This window comes from Paenibacillus sp. F4 (assembly GCF_002894905.1).
Taxonomy (GTDB): Bacteria; Bacillota; Bacilli; order Paenibacillales; family Paenibacillaceae; genus Paenibacillus; species Paenibacillus polymyxa_B.
In genome coordinates, this window is the sequence record NZ_POVS01000009.1 from 747,539 (window position 1) to 765,548 (window position 18,010).

General features: G+C 42.2%; 14 protein-coding genes. 3 read left to right on the forward strand and 11 right to left on the reverse strand.

All coding sequences use genetic code 11. The annotated features are described in order from the left end of the window. Window positions 1-4 precede the first annotated feature (4 nt). The 6 genes from manZ to C1T21_RS10585 form a co-directional block, all read right to left on the reverse strand. On the reverse strand, window positions 5-829 hold the full coding sequence (manZ, locus tag C1T21_RS10560) for a PTS mannose transporter subunit IID (RefSeq protein ID WP_103048195.1): 825 nt from the start codon (window positions 827-829) through the stop codon (window positions 5-7). 28 nt (window positions 830-857) lie between these two features. After that, a complete protein-coding gene (locus tag C1T21_RS10565; RefSeq protein ID WP_023988666.1) occupies window positions 858-1,628 on the reverse strand; it encodes a PTS mannose/fructose/sorbose transporter subunit IIC in 771 nt (256 codons plus the stop codon). 39 nt (window positions 1,629-1,667) lie between these two features. Then, window positions 1,668-2,150: a mannose/fructose/sorbose PTS transporter subunit IIB gene (locus tag C1T21_RS10570; protein ID WP_103048196.1), complete on the reverse strand. Its 483-nt coding sequence runs from the start codon at window positions 2,148-2,150 to the stop codon at window positions 1,668-1,670. 1 nt (window position 2,151) lies between these two features. Beyond that, complete coding sequence (locus C1T21_RS10575) at window positions 2,152-2,571, reverse strand: PTS sugar transporter subunit IIA (RefSeq protein ID WP_103048197.1); 420 nt, start codon at window positions 2,569-2,571, stop codon at window positions 2,152-2,154. Between the two features lie 202 nt (window positions 2,572-2,773). Next, the gene (locus C1T21_RS10580; protein ID WP_103048198.1) at window positions 2,774-5,554 is read right to left on the reverse strand and encodes a sigma-54-dependent transcriptional regulator; all 2,781 of its coding nucleotides are present in this window, start codon (window positions 5,552-5,554) and stop codon (window positions 2,774-2,776) included. 49 nt (window positions 5,555-5,603) lie between these two features. Then, entirely contained in the window at window positions 5,604-6,425 is an 822-nt protein-coding gene (locus tag C1T21_RS10585) for a Cof-type HAD-IIB family hydrolase (protein WP_103048199.1), read from the reverse strand. A gap of 274 nt (window positions 6,426-6,699) precedes the next feature. Here C1T21_RS10585 and rpoN point away from each other — a divergent pair, with 274 nt between their 5' ends. Continuing rightward, window positions 6,700-8,082, forward strand: a complete 1,383-nt coding sequence (gene rpoN, locus C1T21_RS10590) for an RNA polymerase factor sigma-54 (protein WP_103048200.1) — start codon at window positions 6,700-6,702, stop codon at window positions 8,080-8,082. A gap of 220 nt (window positions 8,083-8,302) precedes the next feature. Here rpoN and C1T21_RS10595 read toward each other — a convergent pair whose 3' ends face one another. Continuing rightward, on the reverse strand, window positions 8,303-9,271 hold the full coding sequence (locus tag C1T21_RS10595; protein WP_103048201.1) for a LacI family DNA-binding transcriptional regulator: 969 nt from the start codon (window positions 9,269-9,271) through the stop codon (window positions 8,303-8,305). A 514-nt stretch (window positions 9,272-9,785) separates the two neighbouring features. Between C1T21_RS10595 and C1T21_RS10600 the strand changes: the two genes are divergently transcribed. Then, window positions 9,786-10,511: an AzlC family ABC transporter permease gene (locus C1T21_RS10600; protein ID WP_103048202.1), complete on the forward strand. Its 726-nt coding sequence runs from the start codon at window positions 9,786-9,788 to the stop codon at window positions 10,509-10,511. Then, complete coding sequence (locus C1T21_RS10605) at window positions 10,508-10,831, forward strand: AzlD domain-containing protein (RefSeq protein WP_103048203.1); 324 nt, start codon at window positions 10,508-10,510, stop codon at window positions 10,829-10,831. Before C1T21_RS10600 ends, C1T21_RS10605 begins: the two co-directional genes overlap by 4 nt. A gap of 44 nt (window positions 10,832-10,875) precedes the next feature. On the opposite strand, the gene C1T21_RS10610 is transcribed toward C1T21_RS10605, so the two are convergent. The 4 genes from C1T21_RS10610 to C1T21_RS10625 all read right to left on the reverse strand — a co-directional run bounded on the left by C1T21_RS10610 (window position 10,876) and on the right by C1T21_RS10625 (window position 17,982). Next, window positions 10,876-12,609, reverse strand: coding sequence for an ABC transporter ATP-binding protein (locus C1T21_RS10610; protein WP_258012419.1), 1,734 nt, complete (start codon window positions 12,607-12,609; stop codon window positions 10,876-10,878). 154 nt (window positions 12,610-12,763) lie between these two features. Then, on the reverse strand, window positions 12,764-16,018 hold the full coding sequence (locus C1T21_RS10615) for a lantibiotic dehydratase (protein WP_103048205.1): 3,255 nt from the start codon (window positions 16,016-16,018) through the stop codon (window positions 12,764-12,766). Next, window positions 15,993-16,670 (reverse strand): winged helix-turn-helix domain-containing protein, encoded by a 678-nt coding sequence (locus C1T21_RS10620; protein ID WP_103048206.1) that lies wholly within the window; start codon window positions 16,668-16,670, stop codon window positions 15,993-15,995. The genes C1T21_RS10615 and C1T21_RS10620 overlap by 26 nt, the downstream gene beginning before the upstream one ends. A gap of 49 nt (window positions 16,671-16,719) precedes the next feature. After that, window positions 16,720-17,982, reverse strand: a complete 1,263-nt coding sequence (locus C1T21_RS10625; protein WP_103048207.1) for a lanthionine synthetase C family protein — start codon at window positions 17,980-17,982, stop codon at window positions 16,720-16,722. Window positions 17,983-18,010 lie beyond the last annotated feature (28 nt).

Sequence of the window (18,010 nt, forward strand, 5' to 3'; positions counted from 1 at the left end):
CGTTTTAAGCCAAAACACCAAATGCGTACCCAATAATGCCTACTGCAAATAAAGCAAAAATCAGAGCGATTGCGTTCACTTTCTTTTTCAGTAGCCTCATACATAAGAAGGTCAATAATAGTGGTAAAAGTCCAGGCATCAATTGATCCAAAATCATCTGAACGGTCGTAATAACCTCTTTTCCATCCGTTCCCACATATCTTGATACCACCAGCGGCACATTCAGGGTGGTCCATTTGGAAACAAGTGCGCCCATAACGAAAAGCCCCAGTATGGATGCTGACTCCGTGAGTTTTTGCAACCGGTTTCCCGACATATCGGATACAATCTCCGTACCTTTGTGATAACCGTATTTCAGACCGTACCATTTCGTTGCCAAGCGTGCAGTGTTAAAGAGAAGGAAGAAAAGAACCGGTCCGACAAGGCTGCCGGATAAGGCGATTGAGGCTCCGAGAGCAGCCAGAACCGGGCGTAAAGTCCCCCAGTAAATGGGGTCACCCACTCCCGCAAGAGGTCCCATTAAACCGACTTTGACTCCACTTATGGTGGCATTATCAATCGGCTGGCCGCTCGCTTTCTGCTCTTCCATCGCAGCCGTTACACCCATAATAGGCGCCGAGATAAACGGTTGAGTGTTGAAAAATTCCAGATGTCTTTTCAATGCCTCTTTTTGATCTTCTTTCTTGCTGTACAGCCGCTTAATCGCAGGGATCAAGGTGACACAGAAACCAATCGACTGCATTCGCTCAAAATTGAACGAGCCTAACAGGAAGCATGAACGGATAAACATCTTATTTAAATCACTTTTAGTCAGCTTCTTTTCTTTCATAGTGCTCTCCTCTCCCTTCAGGTAGTTACTATAACTCTTCGATTTCTTCCATCTTCTCATTACGCTGGTTGTATTTTGGGCTCAGCTGGATGTAAAGCAGAGCCAGAACCGCGCCAATGACCCCAAAACCAACCAGATTAATGCTGGTAAAAGCTGCAATGACAAAGCCCAGAAAGAAGAATGGCATCAGGTATTTGGCTGCCATCATATTAATGACCATCGCATACCCTACGACTACGATAAAGCCGCCCGCAATTTGTAGTCCTCTTGTGATAACCTCCGGAATTGCGTTAAGCATAGCAGTCACCAGGCCCGTTTCTGCGGCAACTGCCACCAAAACAGCGGGCAAAGCAACGCGCAGACCTTGCAAAAGTAAGGCAATAAAGTGACATAGCTCAATTCCTTTGAAATTTGCAGATTCCGCATACTTATCAGCTAAATGCTGGAAGAAGACAGTAATCGTCCTGACAAAAATGGTAAGCACTTGTCCGGCGGCTGCAATTGGAATCGCAACGGCAATTCCGGCGCCGATCGATTGATGGCCGACGATGACCAAAATGGTTGAAACCACGCTGGCTAGAGCAGCGTCTGGTGCCATGGATGCTCCTACATTCATCCATCCCAAAGCCATTAATTCCAGAGTACCGCCAAGTATAATGCCAGTTTTGAGATCGCCAAGGACAAGGCCAATCAACGTACACGCAATCAGAGGACGATGGGTTTGCCCTTCATCTAAAACGCTACCCATGCCACATATGGCCGCTACCAGTGTTACCATCACAATTTGAAAAACAGTCATTTCTATAACTCCTCTCTAGTTGCCGCCTGGTATTTACGATCACATATCCTGCAGTTTGGTAATCAAGTTGATTTTCGGATCACTGGCTACTTTTCTGATTTCCAGCTCAATGCCTTTTTCATGCAGCTTACGAAATGCATCTACATCCTGTTGGTTTACGGATACCGCCCCGGTAATCTGTGTCTTTCCTTCCTTAAAACACATTCCTCCAACATTCACCGAGCGGATGGGTACTCCCCCTTCCACAACCCGCAGTACATCCGTAGGGTTGGTAAAGAGAAACAATGTTTTAAAATCATTGTATTTGGGGTTATTATAAGCCTCTATCGCTTTGTTAATCGTTACGACATACGCCTTGATTCCAGGCGGCGACACCTGAAGCAATAAGGTTTTGCGTAATGTATCCGCTGCGACTTCATCGCTAACGGCGATAATCTTGTTGCACTTCGCTTCTTTCACCCAAACGGTCGCCACCTGACCGTGAATCAGACGGTCATCAATACGAACTAATGCAATTTCCATTCTATAATTCCTCCTCTAATTGATTGTTTCGAATGGCACGAAAAGACATCATGGAATCGTGCCCCGCATGGATCGCTAAATTTACCAAATTCTCCACTTGTTCAATTCCTCTGTTTGCAAGAAGGTCAACGATCATTGGCAGGTTTACTCCTGTCACAATATCCATTTTTTCATGGTTAACTGCAATTCGGCTGGCAGCATTATAAGGACTGCCGCCGAATAGATCAACAAGGAAGATAACACCGTCCGTCCAATCCAGCGATGCCAACGCAGCCTTATACTTCTCTACAAGTCCGCTGACACTTTCACCTGGTTCAAACGTAACACCTGCCACATTATCCAATTGGCCGAAAACCATTTCTGTTGACCTCAGTATTTCTTCAGAAAATTTCCCGTGTGTCCCAACAATTACACCGATCATCTGTCTCACCCCCTTTGTTTCTCTCCACATATATCTATGATGCAAGTTCTGTGCCAAACTTCTGTATAGATCAGAGGAAATTTTGTAAACAACAAAAAAACCCCCGTTGCGTCGGAGGTTTTTTTCCAGTCTGAACAGATCATTATTTATCAATCCCCACTGCTTTCATACACATATGAAAGCGTTTTATACTCTTTGACCATTACTGTGGAATAAAGTTATATACTTCGCTCAACATTTCGCAAATATAATATTTTTCGTCATCAGAAAGTATAAGATTCATACCAGAAACAAATATGCTGCATGAACGGTTTACCACCTCGAATATGCGCTGGTCGAGCTTTTCCACTTCCCCCTGATAAACAAGTCCATCGCGAATAACCATGCGTTCCAGCGCATAAGCTGTGTGAGTAGAAATTTGGACTTTTGTTGCATAATCAAATTTGACTTCCAATCCAAGTTCCAGCTCTTGCACAAATCTCATCACCATGCCCAGAACTTTGTGGGGATTCAAATAAGTCATAAATTCTTTCAGACTTTCCTCGCATAACTCCCTGACGACTACACTTTGATCCACAGCAGGGATCTGTTTGTTATTCAGCAGTAGCTCTCTCAATGTCTGCTCACCGCTTGCTTCAATCAGCTTTTCCAAGGGAATAAACGGGATTTCCGGCTCGCTTGGCCGTTTTACTCCAATCACGGCAAGAATTGTTCGCTTAGACCGCATATCCTGGACCACTTTATCCAACTCCCTTACGTTTGCCGGGACAACCAGTATTTCCTCATCCGTCAAATCGCAGACAATTTTCTCCACAAACTCTTTCAATTTGACCGCTGCACCTTTGCCGGAGGAGCAAACCGTCACAATTGCCTTATGAACTACTTTCACTGCGGCGCTGCTATTGTTATATCCCCTGAAATCCTTTAGCGATTGGTATATCTCCTCTATCCCCATGTCAAAAACACTGGCCTTTCGGACAGCCTCCAGCGTGAGCGGAGTTGAAACCATATCAATGGTCTTTACATTGATTCCCACACGTTCCATAATAGTTTCTTCAAGATTGAGCAAAGAGCCCATATCAACCAGCAGCAACACGCCTCTACCACGGTCAATGCTCTTTACTTTATCGATAATAAGCTCCAAAATTTCCCTAGGACTGACATCGAGGGGCATATCAACAGCGCAAAGATTAGAACTGCCCAGCAAGCTGTCTACGACGCCGACGATGCTGCTCGCTGTACTGGTGCCGTGTGCTGCCACAATAATTCCCACACTACCCTGTCGTTCCTCCTCAACAGATTTCAGAAGAATCGCCATATAAGTTATTTCGGCCTCCGGTACATGTACACCGAACTTAGATTCGATCAAACTTTTGATAGTCTGGGCCAGTCTGTACTCTTCATTATGGTCATTCATCGGTTCATAGATTCGTGCATCACCGTATTTTTTCTCTCTGGTGCGCTTGAAAAAGGCGCTTAAATGAAGACTGAAAGCATACACGAATCTCTCGCTGTAAATTCGGTTTAGTTCCTTTTTGGCCATTTCCTTAATCTGCTCGGAGAATTCAAGGATGTCTTTGTCCACAATTTTCAGAATTCGTTCCCTGCTCCCCTTGGTGTTATAAAAACGGTTATAAAAGCTTTTAATATGGATATTGACATCCGTAGCAATAAATCTGTGGATGTAGGCGTCGTCTAGCCCTTCTTCCTTCAGCATGCCAATCTTGTCTTCAATTAATTTGTAAAGGTTAAACGGCAGCTCGGAAACAACCTCTTCATCCAAAGCTTTTCTTCCTTCTGGAGTAATGTATAGGCCCGAGGAAATACATCCGATTTCCTTCATCTTATATTGCGTTTTATCAATATTAAACAAACCATCTCGGATATTTCCCGGCAGGTTTTTAAAATCAAGTCCTATTTCTTCTTTGTTTTCATGTATGCTGTTTAAAAAACCTTTCGCGCATACCAGCTGGATGTTCGACTTTAACTGGCCGATATTGCCGTAGGTGACGCTGCCGATCAGTGCTCTTACTACCTCTGATTCAATCCTAATCGGCTTGTTTACCCTATTGGCCTCGTTAGCAAACAAATGCTTCAAAATCAGCATTTGCTCCTCAATAGCACGTTCCTGAAGGGAAGGGATATTGATTGTGATGGGTATGCGCCTAATGAAGGTTTTCAGCATGGATGATCCGGGATCCTCCGTCGTAGCTCCAATCAATAATACACTCGCATCTCTTTTTCGATCCGTTTCGCCCAATTTGTTATAGGTGTGAGTATCCATGAAATAGAAAATCATTTCCTGGCCTTCCGGGGGTAAACGGTGAATCTCATCCAAAAACAGGATGCCTCCGTCAGCTTTCTCCACCAGCCCTGCTTTTTCATGATCAGCGCCTGTAAACGCCCCTTTAACGTGACCAAAGATGTGGGAAAGTAGCAAGTGGGGGTTATTGAAATAATCAGCGCAGTTAAAAACGATAAATGGCGCATGCTCTGAAAACCGCTTCATATACTTGCCATAATGGTACATCAACCTGGCAAACATAGTTTTTCCAACACCCGTCTGCCCGACTATCAGTGTATGCAGACCTCTAGGAGGATACAGAATCGCTGCCTTCCCCTGCTCAACCTGGTTACGCATGCTGCCCCTGAAACCGATCAAGGCATGGAATGGATCGACCTGTTCGTCAGGCAGCAATACCTCTTTGATGCTTTTGACCTCAATTTGTTTCTCTTTCAGCCGAACCCGAAAGGTGTCCTCGATAATCTGCTTGTGCAGAAATCTGACCGGTCTTCCTTTGATTTTAAGGATTAAATCGTCACGCAGCAGATTATTCAACTCTTTGCTCACATTGTTTCTCAGCATCTTTTGATCATCAGCAATTTCCGCAGCCGTAATCCCTTCCCCCGCAAATAAAGCCTCTTTGGAAATTTTCTTGGTGCTTTCGGCAATATACTCTAAAATCTTATCTATTCTTTTCACCTGTATTCCTCCAGCCTGAATCAGTCATTGGAAATTGATTTCAACCTGCTTATTTAGGGAACAGAATATGGTTTTTCAGCGCATGAGCTACTCCATCCTCGTCATTCGAGAGAGTAACGGTGTTGGCAGCAGCTTTGACCTCAAGGGGAGCATTTTCCATGGCAATGCCCAGTCCCGCAAAGGCCAGCATGTCGATATCATTGTAGTTGTCACCCATAGCCAGACAATCGCTTTGTTTCAGTTGGTACTCTTTTAGCAGAATTTGAATGGCTGCCGTTTTGGAAGCCTTTTTTGACATGATTTCCAGATAAGTAGGCTTGGATAAGTAGAGATTTACTTCTTCGCCGTATACGGGTCGCAATACTTGAAGGACGCGTCTGATCTCTTCGGGATCACCCATGCACAAAATTTTACTGGTTCCATCAGTCTCTTCCCTCCAACCATTGGTAAGCTTAGAAAAACTATAAATGCGAGGCTCGATATTGGTGATGTCACGTTCTTGAAGCGCCCATGCATCCAATTGCTCAATATACCACTCATCATCCTTATACAGGCTTACGTGAAGATCATAGGCAGCCAGGCTGTCAAGCAAACGCTGTGTCATTTGCTTATCTATATAACGGGTGTTCAGCTTGTTCCCGTGTTTATCTATAACAAGTGCCCCACTGTAGCATATGAGAGGCTCAGAAATACCAAGATGCTTCTGCAATGGAATAATTGCTTTTGGCATTCGCGCAGAGACAAGAACCACTGGAATCTGCTTATCATTTATAACCTGGAGAATGGTTTCTTTGGTTGCTTCCGTGATTTGATGCGCCGAGTTAAGCAGCGTCCCGTCAATGTCAATGCAGACAATTTTATAAGTTTCCATAAATGATTCCTCCAGCTCCAGTGTATTTTGTTATTCAATGAATGAGTATACAAGAAAGATAGTGTATATAACCAAAAATACAACACACATAATAACTGTTACTTATTACGACAAGCTTTGGCTTGTTTATGAATCGTTTCTATCAGATAAAATTACTCGGTAACGTTAACATCTAGGCAGGAGAATTGCATAGGCTTAGAGAAGTAGATCTTTCATAAATGACTGACTGTGAATTTGTACTGGAAATGCACGGAAAAGGAGTTTGAATAAGTCAATGATACGATATGGATTACAACAGGAACAAGGATTCAAGCTGGTTATGACGCCCGAATTGCGACAAGCAATCACGATCTTGCAATATTCTTCGGCTGATTTAATATCCTTTCTGCATGAACAGGCGAACGATAATCCAGTCATTGATTTGCCGGAGTTTAATATGTCCATAGGCAGTATCAAAGAAGAAGCAGAGCGGTTTTCACAGAAAGATCAAGGAGATCTGCTTGAACATTATCGTGGCGGAGAAAAATATCCATCGGTCCAACGAGCAAACCCCGTTACATTTCTGGATTTTGTCCCCAATCCGAATGATACCCTGTTTGAACATCTGAACAGGCAGCTTGGACTGGTATGTGGGCTTACAAATTCACAGCGCATGGTGGCACGGTACCTCATTGGCAATTTGAACGAAATGGGATATTTAGAACTTGATGTTCCAACAGTCGCCTCACTATTGGACGTTCCCATAGCCGAAATTGAGGATATGCTCTTGGTGATACAGAGTTTTGATCCACCGGGGATCGCCTCTTACAGCTTGGAAGAATGTCTTCTTCTCCAGCTCCAGCTTGCTGGCATGGATGATGAATGCATAGTCAGAATGGTAAGCAACCATCTGGCCGATCTGGCGAACAATCGGATACAAAAAATTGCGGATGCTCTTGAAATCGGTAGGCAAGAGGTTATACAGATGGCCGATCGAATTCGCAAGCTAAATCCATGCCCGGGCGCAGCATTTGCTCATAAAGAGCAGCAATACATCATAGCAGATATAACGGTCGAAAAAGCCAACGGGGAATATCTTGTCCTGATTAATGACATTAGTGCGCCGCGGGTTGAGATCAACCCTTTTTACCGGCAAATGATGCAGGATCTACCGAATAGTGAAACCAAACGTTTTATCCATGAGAAGATGAATACGGCAAAATGGCTGATCAATAGCCTGAAGCAACGTCGGCTGACCCTTCTACGGGTTGCCAAGGCCATTGTGGAAAAGCAGCAGGATTTTTTTGAGCATGGCGTGTATTTCCTCAAACCAATCACCCAAAAGGAGATTGCCGATAAGACGGGCTTACACGAATCCACGGTCAGCAGGGCGGTCAGTAATAAATTTATACAGACGCCTCGCGGATTGTTCGAACTCAAATTCTTCTTTACTTCCTCCTTGACGTCAGCCGACGGAGATGCGGCTTCATCGGAGAGTGCAAAAAAGCGTATCAAAAATTTGATAGATGATGAGGACAAGCAAAAACCTTTATCGGATCAGGCTCTTACTACCCTGCTGGGAAAGGAAGGTTTGCATCTATCACGCAGAACCGTGGCGAAATATCGGGAAGAACTGAGATATCTTTCTTCTGCCAAAAGAAAAAAGTTTGAAGTTTGAATGTTTAAGGAATAGTCGCGTTTGATCCGGTTCCATATTTTTCGATTTGGCTTGATCCAGAATGATCCGACTCGCTAGTTCTTGAATTCACTATTACACCCCCTTTCTTGAACTAGGATGTTTTCACTTTTGAAACGTTTCCAATTTGCTGTAAGAAAAACGTCAGTTAGTAGATCCCTACTATGAATCGACCGAATGAGCTAATATTTTTACAATAAAATTATGTAGTTTCGCCTTGCTTGAAGACAATGGGGAGACGATACACTTGCTGATCTAAAGTTTCACCTTCGATTTTCTTATAAAGCAGTCTGATTGTCATACGTGCCATCTCCTCCACTGGCTGCCTGATTGTAGACAATATCGGATGAAAATAAGGATGATCCTGAATCCCGTCGTAGCCGATAACCTTTACATCCTCTGGAACGCGAATGCCCTGCCTGCGTGCTCTTTCTATATAGTTGGCGGCTAACATATCGGTAATAGCGAAAATGCCGTCCACATCGCGATGCTCATTTAGGAACTCGTTAAAATAGGCATCGTCATCCACTATAGGGTCGGGCTTCTCGTAGATTACATAATCGACTCCCAATGTTTGCGCCTCATGAATGAAACCTTTTCTCCGATTCATGGTTTCACTGAAAACGGAAGTGACGCTTCCCATAAAAGCCGGTTTCTGGGCTCCCACTTTAACAAGCTCCCTCAAAGCCAGACGCCCTCCCTCATAATTATCGGAGGTCACACAGGTAATTTTTTTGTTGAAGTGCCTATCAATACTTACAATCGGAATGTCATTGCTTACGCTATTCTCTATATCATTGTAAGTAATGCCGACAATACCAGCCACTTTGTTTTGCCGTAGCATATCCAGATAATACAGTTCCTTTTCGGGCTTGCCGCCGCTATTACATAACATGAGCTTAAAGCCTTCCCGATCCAACTCATCCTCAATGTAATAAGCCAGTTCAGAAAAAAAAGGATGCCAAATACTTGGAAGCAGCAAGGCCACCATCTTGGATTTCCTCATCTTAAAATTTCGAGCGACTTCATTAGGAAAATAATTCAGTTCTTGTATAGCTTCCTCCACTTTTCTGCGTGTATCTGGTTTTACAGAGCCCGAGTTGTTAATAACTCGGGATACAGTTCCTACAGCTACGCCAGCTAAGCTAGCTACATCTTTAATACTTGGCATCTCCCTCCCCCTATCTCTCTTTATGAAAATTATAATAACACTAAGATGGAAGCGTTTCAATTTTGTTGATGCTCTTTTTTCGCTGAAGCTCTTTATCTTCCTTACCGGGCTGAAGCACCAGCGCGGATTCCATTAGGTATACGTCCTTGTCCTCTACATCTGTTCATATTCATCTCTATCCTTCTTGTTTTAGTATGGCCACTTTTTGAAGTCCTTCTTTTACAATCACTTCTGCGCGATCCTTGTACTGAAATGTCCTTCCATAATAACATCGGTAGTTTGAATAATTCTTCATAAATCAGATCGTGGATGCTTGTAGTGCATAATAGACTGCAAGTTTCTTTTCACTATAGAGATCATAGGGTCAAGTTCTAAAAAGCAATAAAATAAACATTCTCCCTGTGTGTTCGCTATAGAAATTATTCAACATAACGTACAAACGTATAATATATTGATACTTTACAACTTACGTTATATACTATTATAAAATTTATACACTGGGGGTAAGGTTAAAATGTCCATAGCTTCGGAGTTGAGCGGAACGAAGCCTGATTCACTCAGCTTTTTACATGGGGTTAAAGATTGTATTCCTACATTGCTCGGTTATGTATGTATTGGGTTCGCGGCAGGCATTGTGGGTGCCTCATCAGGGGTTAGCACCATGGAAATTGCCTTCATGTCGGCGCTTGTATACGCCGGAGCCTCTCAGTTTATTATGTGCTCGATGCTGGCTGCAGCCAGTCCTCCATCCGTCATTATTTTAACGACATTCATTGTGAATGCTCGTCATCTGCTGTTAAGTGCGTCGCTGGCTCCTTACTTTTCTAAATATTCATTGTGGAAAAACATAGGCATCGGCGCTCTTTTGACGGACGAATCCTTTGGAGTAGCGTCGGATAAATTGGCTAAAGGCGGGCAGGTCAGTGACCGCTGGATGAACGGACTTAATATTACAGCTTATCTCGCCTGGATTGTATCCTGTGTGGCGGGAGGGGTTCTCGGGAACTGGATTTCCCAGCCGGAGGCTTTTGGTCTGGACTTTGCCTTGCCTGCGATGTTCCTTGCCCTGCTTATTTCCCAGCTCCAAAGTGTCCAGACCTCCAAACTCAAGCATCGTCTGCTGCTTGTGCTATGTATGGCTGTTCTGATGTACCTTTTGGCCTGGTGGGTGCCATCACATATCGCCGTCATTGTAGCAACCATGATCACCGCAACGATTGGAGTGTTAACCGACAAATGAGCATTAATCCCAATGTCCTGTATATCATTATCGGTGCCATGTTTGTCACAGCCATCCCAAGGATCATTCCCTTTGTCGTGCTGCAAAGGCTGGCGCTTCCCAAACCAGTGCTACAATGGCTTTCCTATATTCCCATCTGCATATTCACGGCCCTCGTGATGGAGAATTTGCTCGTCCGAACCGAATCCTCCGTCACTCTTAATGGGCAAGTGCTTATGGCTGTTCTTCCTACGCTAGTGACCGCCTTGTGGAGCAAAAACCTGCTGGCTACCGTCGTTGTCGGTATTGTGAGTATGGCTTTAGTTCGACTATTGTGGTGAAGATAAAAATTACCCTCCTACAATAGGAGGGCATCTGCCATTTCTTATGATCCACCTGTCGTCCTTACTAACGAGGGCGACAGATCTTCTTCCTCAAAGTCACATTCTCGTTGTGAAAGATACGAGGAGGCTTGAAGCCTGAACATTTCTGCATACACTCCGTCTATATCCATTAAGCGTTCATGGCTACCTGCTTCTACAATTCTGCCTTCCTCCATTAAAATAATGGTATCCGCCATACGTGCGGAGGACAATCTGTGGGATATAAACACTCCAATTTTCTCATAAATAAGCTGATCAAACTTTTGAAAAACCTCTTTCTCCGCATGTGGATCCAAAAAAGAGCTCGGTTCATCCAAGACATATATATCGGCATTTCTCATAAAAGCCCTGGCTATTGCAATACGCTGCCACTGTCCTCCAGATAGCTGCTGTCCATCTTCAAACCATTTTCCAAGCAAGGTATTCATTTTATCAGGCAGGCCGACTATCAAATCTGTAATCCCCGCCTTATCTATAGCTGTCCAAATAGCCTCATCATTTTCTCTGGAAGCCACATTACCAAAGCCTATATTATCTCTAACAGCCATCTCATAATGTACAAAATCCTGAAAAACAACGCCTATCTTTTCTCTAAAAATGTCTTTATCCAATTCATGTATAGAGTATCCATTAATTAATATTTCTCCTTCAAAATCGGAATACAGATGAGTTAGTAACTTCACGATCGTTGATTTACCCGATCCATTTCTCCCTACAATGGCCAGCTTCTCTCCTTGATGAAGCTTGAAGCTAACATTAGAAATGGCATTCTCCTCCGTGTTCGGGTATCTAAACGATACATTCCGAAATTCAATACTATGAATAGTGGACAAAGGCAATTGCTGAACCGTTTTTTGTATTTTTGCCTCTTCCGGCATATCCAAAAAGTCAAATAGCTGCTTGATATACAAATTATTTTGACACAAGCTTAAAATCCCTTGTACAATGCTCTGCGATGTTGACTGGGTTAACGTGATACCCTGAATTAAGCTCACCAAGTTCCCCACTAAAATTTGACCAACATAAGTGGCTTGTATGGCCATGAAAATAATAAATGCACACGCACCCTGATTTACAATCTGAAATACAAGAGAAGTATAGGATCTACGAACCGCTAGCACTTTATCCTCGCGATAAAACCCTTCGAGTATCGTTTTATATCTTTTTCGCAGATAGTCTCCCAATTGAAATATTTTCACTTCTTTAAAACTATTATCTCTTGTCACTAAAAACGACAAATACCAAGATTCACGTTGTCTTCCTGCTCTTTGAAAGTGAACATTAAATTCTCTTTGCCCGATACGTAAAAAAGAATAAAATGATAAGCATGGAATGAGAAAAATGAATAAGAATGCCCACCATCTCCATGCGATGAGAATCGCACCCGTCGAAAATAAGGTTACAACACTGCTAATAATGGCAAGGATTTGAGTAAATATTTCAAACGGCCTGAAATCTGCCTCTCCCTGAGCACGTTGAAGCATATTTTGCACATCTGCATCCTCAAACGACTGCAAAGACATCTTTTGTGCTTTTTCAATAATTTTGATATTTACCTGGTTCGATAGCCGGCTTTGAAACATTTTACGAAAAAAGCTTTCGCCAATATTGATCAGATCGTACAGCAAATTGACACCGATCAAGACGCCAAAAGCTATAAAAACAGGTTGAAAGCTTCCCCCTGACGCTCCGGCCACGACACTGTTGATTAATTCTCTCGTAGTTAAAAGGATCACAGCAGGAATTGCACCCTTCAATAAATTCGTAATGAGTATAGCAATCAAAAAGGAAGGATGTGTGTCCCAAAGCAGCCTGAATATACGAGGCCAAAATAAAAAGGTACGAAATATATTTTTATAGGACAAAGAGATCAGGTCATTGGTTTGTCCATCAGACTGTGACATAGCTTACCCCTTTCCGATGCAAAAGGTTAGCTACTGTGTGCTTAGCTAAAGCCATACATTTTATTTCTCGCTCCCTATTTACACCAAGCAGACGATTCAAATGCATATGAATGATACTGCCCAAAATATCATCAGGATGATTGGTAAGCTCGTGATTATTTTTAGCCAGGATAATCGCTTGAGCATACTGCTGAATCATAGCCTGTCTTTTTTCTACAAGCGCTAAGAAAGCAACCTGTGTGTTCGTATCTGTTTGTCCAATCCATTCATAATTCGATTCTACAGCGGTAATCAATGTTTTTTTGACATCCCTGAATGCCTTCATATGAGGCTTGCAATCAATTCTCTCTTCTAGCCATTTCACTTGCTCCTGAATCGTTAAACCAAAACCACTCAGATAATGAATAATGTTCATCACAGCCGCAATCTCTATGTCCAGATTGAAAGCATTAGAGCGAATTCCCTTCATATAGGCGATGACCCATTGACTATCCACGTCAAAAACCTGTTCTGCCAGCTCCATAAGTGTCTGTCCTCCATACCTCTCCAATTCAGGATGGTATGTATCTATGACCATATTCGTTATTAGCCCCTCTTCACGTAACTCGGCTGCCCACTGATTTAACTGCGCCAAACCAGCTGTCCATAGCTTATCGGGCTCTCCCTGAAACCGTAGGCGGATATGATGTTCAGGATCAACGTATCGCAAAAAGTAAAATTTTTGACTCCAATCCTTAAACCCCGGCTGTTTTAAGAGATGCCCTAGGCTTAAGCCTACCAGGTCAGTCTCTCTTTCCTTGACTCCGTACAATTTAAGGTATAGCCACTCCCCTCCTGGAAATATGCCTCTATGAATGCTGGAAGGAGTATGAGCAATGAAGTTTTGAGAAACAATATGGTTTTGTGAACTAGGGATACTCGGTTTCACCTTTATTTTTTTCTTCTTTAGTGGAAACACAAATTCTCCCATATATCTTCCTGCCGTCCCCTGTACTGGGGTATGGAAGGGATTACCCAAACACTCGGTAAGAAGAAGTTCCTGTCCTTCACGTGTCTTGCTCACCTCATGTAGCAATTCTTTGATATGGAAAAGGTTGCATAGGTCTAATAAAAGGCGATTATCCCCCATCGTTAGGTAAACATAACGCGGTACATTCCATTGTTGTCTCCACACATGGAAAAGTGCTTCTCCTTCTTTGGACTCGCATGATTCTGAAATATTCAATGAAGCTTTGCTCAGTTTCCACTGCGCAGCACTAATAATGATCTTTTTATATACTAGTCTTGGCAAAAAAGGGGATTGCTCTAATGGCCCCCAGTCAAAATAAGACCACGTACCAATCTCTTTATTGGTAATATCCGTTAGAAATCTGAATATATGTGGTGAAAGCTTGTAATTCAGCATGTGTGTTTGCAAGGGGATTATTTCCTTACCCAAACGTCTAGACTTGACATAAAAACGATCATGAGTAGCACCCACCACTAAATCATCAATACAGAGCGTATGGTCCTCATCTTTAGAAGAGGTGGTTCCCGACACAATCTCATATGCCATTAAATTTTTGCTTAATGAGATATTAGATATTTTCCCCTGTTCCGGCATAAAAACCATCTCTGACAATAACGCATCGGGATGAAAGCATCGGTGATGATCATATATTTCAGAGAATTTTTGTACAAACTCCTCACTCAACATATCCAGAAAACGTCCAAAGGTTTTACCCGCTCTATTCGAGCCAGCACTGGCTCCAAGTAAAAGCGAATAGTCTCCAGAATCAACTTTTTCAGGAGAATCAGCAAATATACTATAATAGATCTCCATTGATTCTGGGGAAGTGTCGTAGTTATCAGAAATCATCAGTTGCTCTAACTGTTCATCTGTAAGGGCGAGTTCTATTTCATGATTAGAAATGGCATTCGAAACCCATTGAAAGAGAACAGCGTTGCGTTTAAATGCCTCCATGCCCATTGATTTTTTTTCATTTGAACGATACATTTCCGGTATACCCAGACCCCAATCCTCATCAAACAGTTCATGAATAGGAACCTCCTGATACACACCGTACTTTTCCAAGAAACGATTCAAATATTCATCCAATTCGTCCGTTTTGGGGGATGCATATAATTTGCACATGACTTCAGCCCCTAATGAAACCTCATCAAGTACATGTTTCGGCAGAGTTACATCTTTATCCAATTTAACATCAACTTGTACAGGTGTTTTAACAGAAATGATATCCAGCATTTTGTCACATAATTTCCGGTAGACCTTCTCTCCTTCTCCAATTGTACATTGATTATATTGAAGTAATAAGGCATCAATTTCGTGTAAAATGTGAACCCAAGGATCGGAAATGTCCAGTTTTCTAATTTTTTCGAATATGTAATGGAAGGGTGAATGATCCATTAACGGAGGTCTAAGCTCGCTCAAGATAAACTCTTGCTCTACTAGTTGCTGCAAATAATCAGATATGATTTCCAAAGTAGCGTCAGGGAATGCCTTTAATAGTATTTCTTTGAGTTCCATCACCCGAATTGGATGTTCAGCAGCTTCAAACGTCATTCGAACAACGTCAGTAAACCGAATGGAATTAAAAATTTCTGCCGAATCATCAGCTTCTGCTGCTCCATGCTTAGGTCGGAATGGTAATTTGGCTCGATTTCCTTTGATCATAACCGTTTTGTTTAGGAAGACCTTTAGTTGATTAAATATGGCCGGATCAGCTTCTATTTTTTGAATCAGTTTATATATCCATTCCATGTCGGGTCTGGCTCTCTTCAGATGCTTAGGATAGCTACCAATATCCAGATCGGTAGTCTTTCCGCAAATCCCCTGCCCCACTCCTGAAAACAACCCAAATGGAGTCGTTCGGGTAGTCATCCGAATAAAATACCGATAAAAGCTGTTCAGCGTCTTCTCATACTTTTGTAGCTCTCCTTTATCATCCAAAGCATGGCCATCATTCAAGTAATGTAAAAACTGCATTAGGGACGGAGAGGCTAATGATATGGCTTCTTGAACAACAGCTTCTTGGGATATCAACTTTAATCGACGAGTTATTTCCTCCAAAGTAAGCTGGCTGTCCACATCTTGATCCGAAAACACCTGAAAATATCGGTCTAGCGGTAGTAATGGAGCTCTGATTAGAAAGAAATCACATGCACTAAACCATCTTTCATCCCGATCTCTCACTTCATTATGTAGTTTTTGCGCATCAGTATAATGCAGTTGTCTCTTCACAACTGACCACCTCCAAGTTTTTAGGAAATATATTCAACTTGTAACCGATTCCATGACATGTTACCAAAATTTTTGGATGACTTGGATCATCTTCTATTTTCTCTCTCAATTTTCGGATGTGCACATACACCGTATTAGACGTAGTAAAAGCATCCACTCCCCAGACTCTGTCTATAATGTGATCAATCGTAGAAGCACACTCTTTTGCAGTAAGAAGATACATTAATAATCGGAATTCCATCATAGTCAGCGTATGCTCATGCCCTTGCTTCCAAATAACCTTTCCAGCAGGATCAAAAATGACATTGGGTGATAAACTAATAGCCTGCTGTTCTCTTTCCATTCCATATTCAGGTGAAGCCATTGAAAACAATTGTTTGAGGAGATCCAATTGCCGTTGGTCATCACTATGATAGGAAAGAAAGATAAATGGAACCGTAAATTTTTCTTTAATGCTGTGCCAGTAAGACAAGTCCTCTAGCGTTACATGATCCTGATTCAAAGCTACACCGATACACTGCTCATCAATCTCCGGTATAGCCTGGTAAAGCGAATCATAAAACATGATTCGAATGTTTTCTGGAGTGTTTAAAGTCTCAAAAAAATGCTTAATCTTCCTAAAAGATGATATAACCATAAATTTTTGTTTCATCTAATCCCCCCAAAACCAATGCTTCAGATAAAGCAATAAGGTAGCACCCTTAAGAAATTAGAAACAATTCACTCCATCTCCCTGAATATTTAGGATGTTCTTTCCCAATTCCATAGTCCAGTAAACTTAACGCAATCCCTGTTGCCCCTTGCAGTATTCCTACATTATGAACATGAGTTGTCCCCTCCAAATCCTGATATCCAAATGGGAGCTCTTCATCGTATAAATTTACTAACTTTAAAGCTATCTGATCGGCAAAATGTAACGCTGCTATATTGTCGGTTAAGTTATAGAATCTATGAGCTATATGAAGCAAACCAGCCAACCCGTGACAGAAAGTAGGGGATAGCGCGTTTAGTAGCTCATCATCTAAGCAAAATATGGATTGCATAGCTTTTTCCGCTATCTTTTTCCATTCTTCATTACTGCACTCAATTCCTGCTCTGAATAATGTCCAACCTATTCCAAAGGTTCCATGACACCAGCCTTCAATTTCTCTCATCCCTACTTTTTTCTCTCTCTTGTTCATTGAAGGCGCTTGAGAGTTTACAGGCCAATACCAGCCATATTGATCCTCCTGAATTTGAATAAGCAAAAAATCGGCTATATGTTTTATAGCCTCATGTAGTCCTTCAACTTTGATCTTTTTTTGTAGGGCAGTGACAAGCAGTGCAAGTATTCCGGTGATACCATGCGCCAAACCTAGATGGATTGAAGCCGAATCTTCCCTTGACGACAAATGTATATATTCAGGTATAAAGTGCGTAATGGTATCTAATAATTGACGAGACAGATCACACATCGCCTTGTCTTCAGCAACCTCCAGAGTGTATCTGCCCACTCCAAGCAGTCCATTGATAATATCCATTTGCCTACTGAACTCCGTAGTTGTGCCAATTACAGGTAAATCCCCCCACTTTACTTCAATATACTTATTAAGCTGAGAGATTAGTTTGTTATAATTAGCTCTGTTATTGGAAGCTAACAATATGCCATAAGCTACTCCTGTTGTTCCATAATAAAGAGAAATACGAGGTAATAATAATAGAGAGTTAGCATCTAAGTACCGTAACTGACTATGCACATGCTCTGCCCAATTTTGATCAGGCTCCAGGTATCCCCATTCGGACAACAGCACTAACACACCCGGAATTCCATCGGCAAGCGAGCTAGGATTCCAAGGGGAATTTCCACGTGAAGGTGAAAGGTTGTTTGCATGATTAACTATCTTTTCTGTATATGATAGGTCTATTAGCTTTTGTGCTATATACTTACTGATTTCAACTGATCTCCCCTGCAAATCTTCAGCCATAAATCCTTCCCTCATTTTCATAACTGGA

Bases quoted from the DNA above. Each gene is read 5' to 3' on its own strand.
- C1T21_RS10585 (WP_103048199.1), bottom strand. From the start codon at position 6,425: ATGGAAACTTATAAAATTGTCTGCATTGACATTGACGGGACGCTGCTT.
- C1T21_RS10570 (WP_103048196.1), bottom strand. From the start codon at position 2,150: ATGGAAATTGCATTAGTTCGTATTGATGACCGTCTGATTCACGGTCAG.
- C1T21_RS10605 (WP_103048203.1), top strand. From the start codon at position 10,508: ATGAGCATTAATCCCAATGTCCTGTATATCATTATCGGTGCCATGTTT.
- C1T21_RS10600 (WP_103048202.1), top strand. From the start codon at position 9,786: ATGTCCATAGCTTCGGAGTTGAGCGGAACGAAGCCTGATTCACTCAGC.
- C1T21_RS10565 (WP_023988666.1), bottom strand. From the start codon at position 1,628: ATGACTGTTTTTCAAATTGTGATGGTAACACTGGTAGCGGCCATATGT.
- rpoN (WP_103048200.1), top strand. From the start codon at position 6,700: ATGATACGATATGGATTACAACAGGAACAAGGATTCAAGCTGGTTATG.
- C1T21_RS10620 (WP_103048206.1), bottom strand. From the start codon at position 16,670: ATGAAACAAAAATTTATGGTTATATCATCTTTTAGGAAGATTAAGCAT.
- C1T21_RS10595 (WP_103048201.1), bottom strand. From the start codon at position 9,271: ATGCCAAGTATTAAAGATGTAGCTAGCTTAGCTGGCGTAGCTGTAGGA.
- C1T21_RS10575 (WP_103048197.1), bottom strand. From the start codon at position 2,571: ATGATCGGTGTAATTGTTGGGACACACGGGAAATTTTCTGAAGAAATA.
- C1T21_RS10625 (WP_103048207.1), bottom strand. From the start codon at position 17,982: ATGGCTGAAGATTTGCAGGGGAGATCAGTTGAAATCAGTAAGTATATA.
- manZ (WP_103048195.1), bottom strand. From the start codon at position 829: ATGAAAGAAAAGAAGCTGACTAAAAGTGATTTAAATAAGATGTTTATC.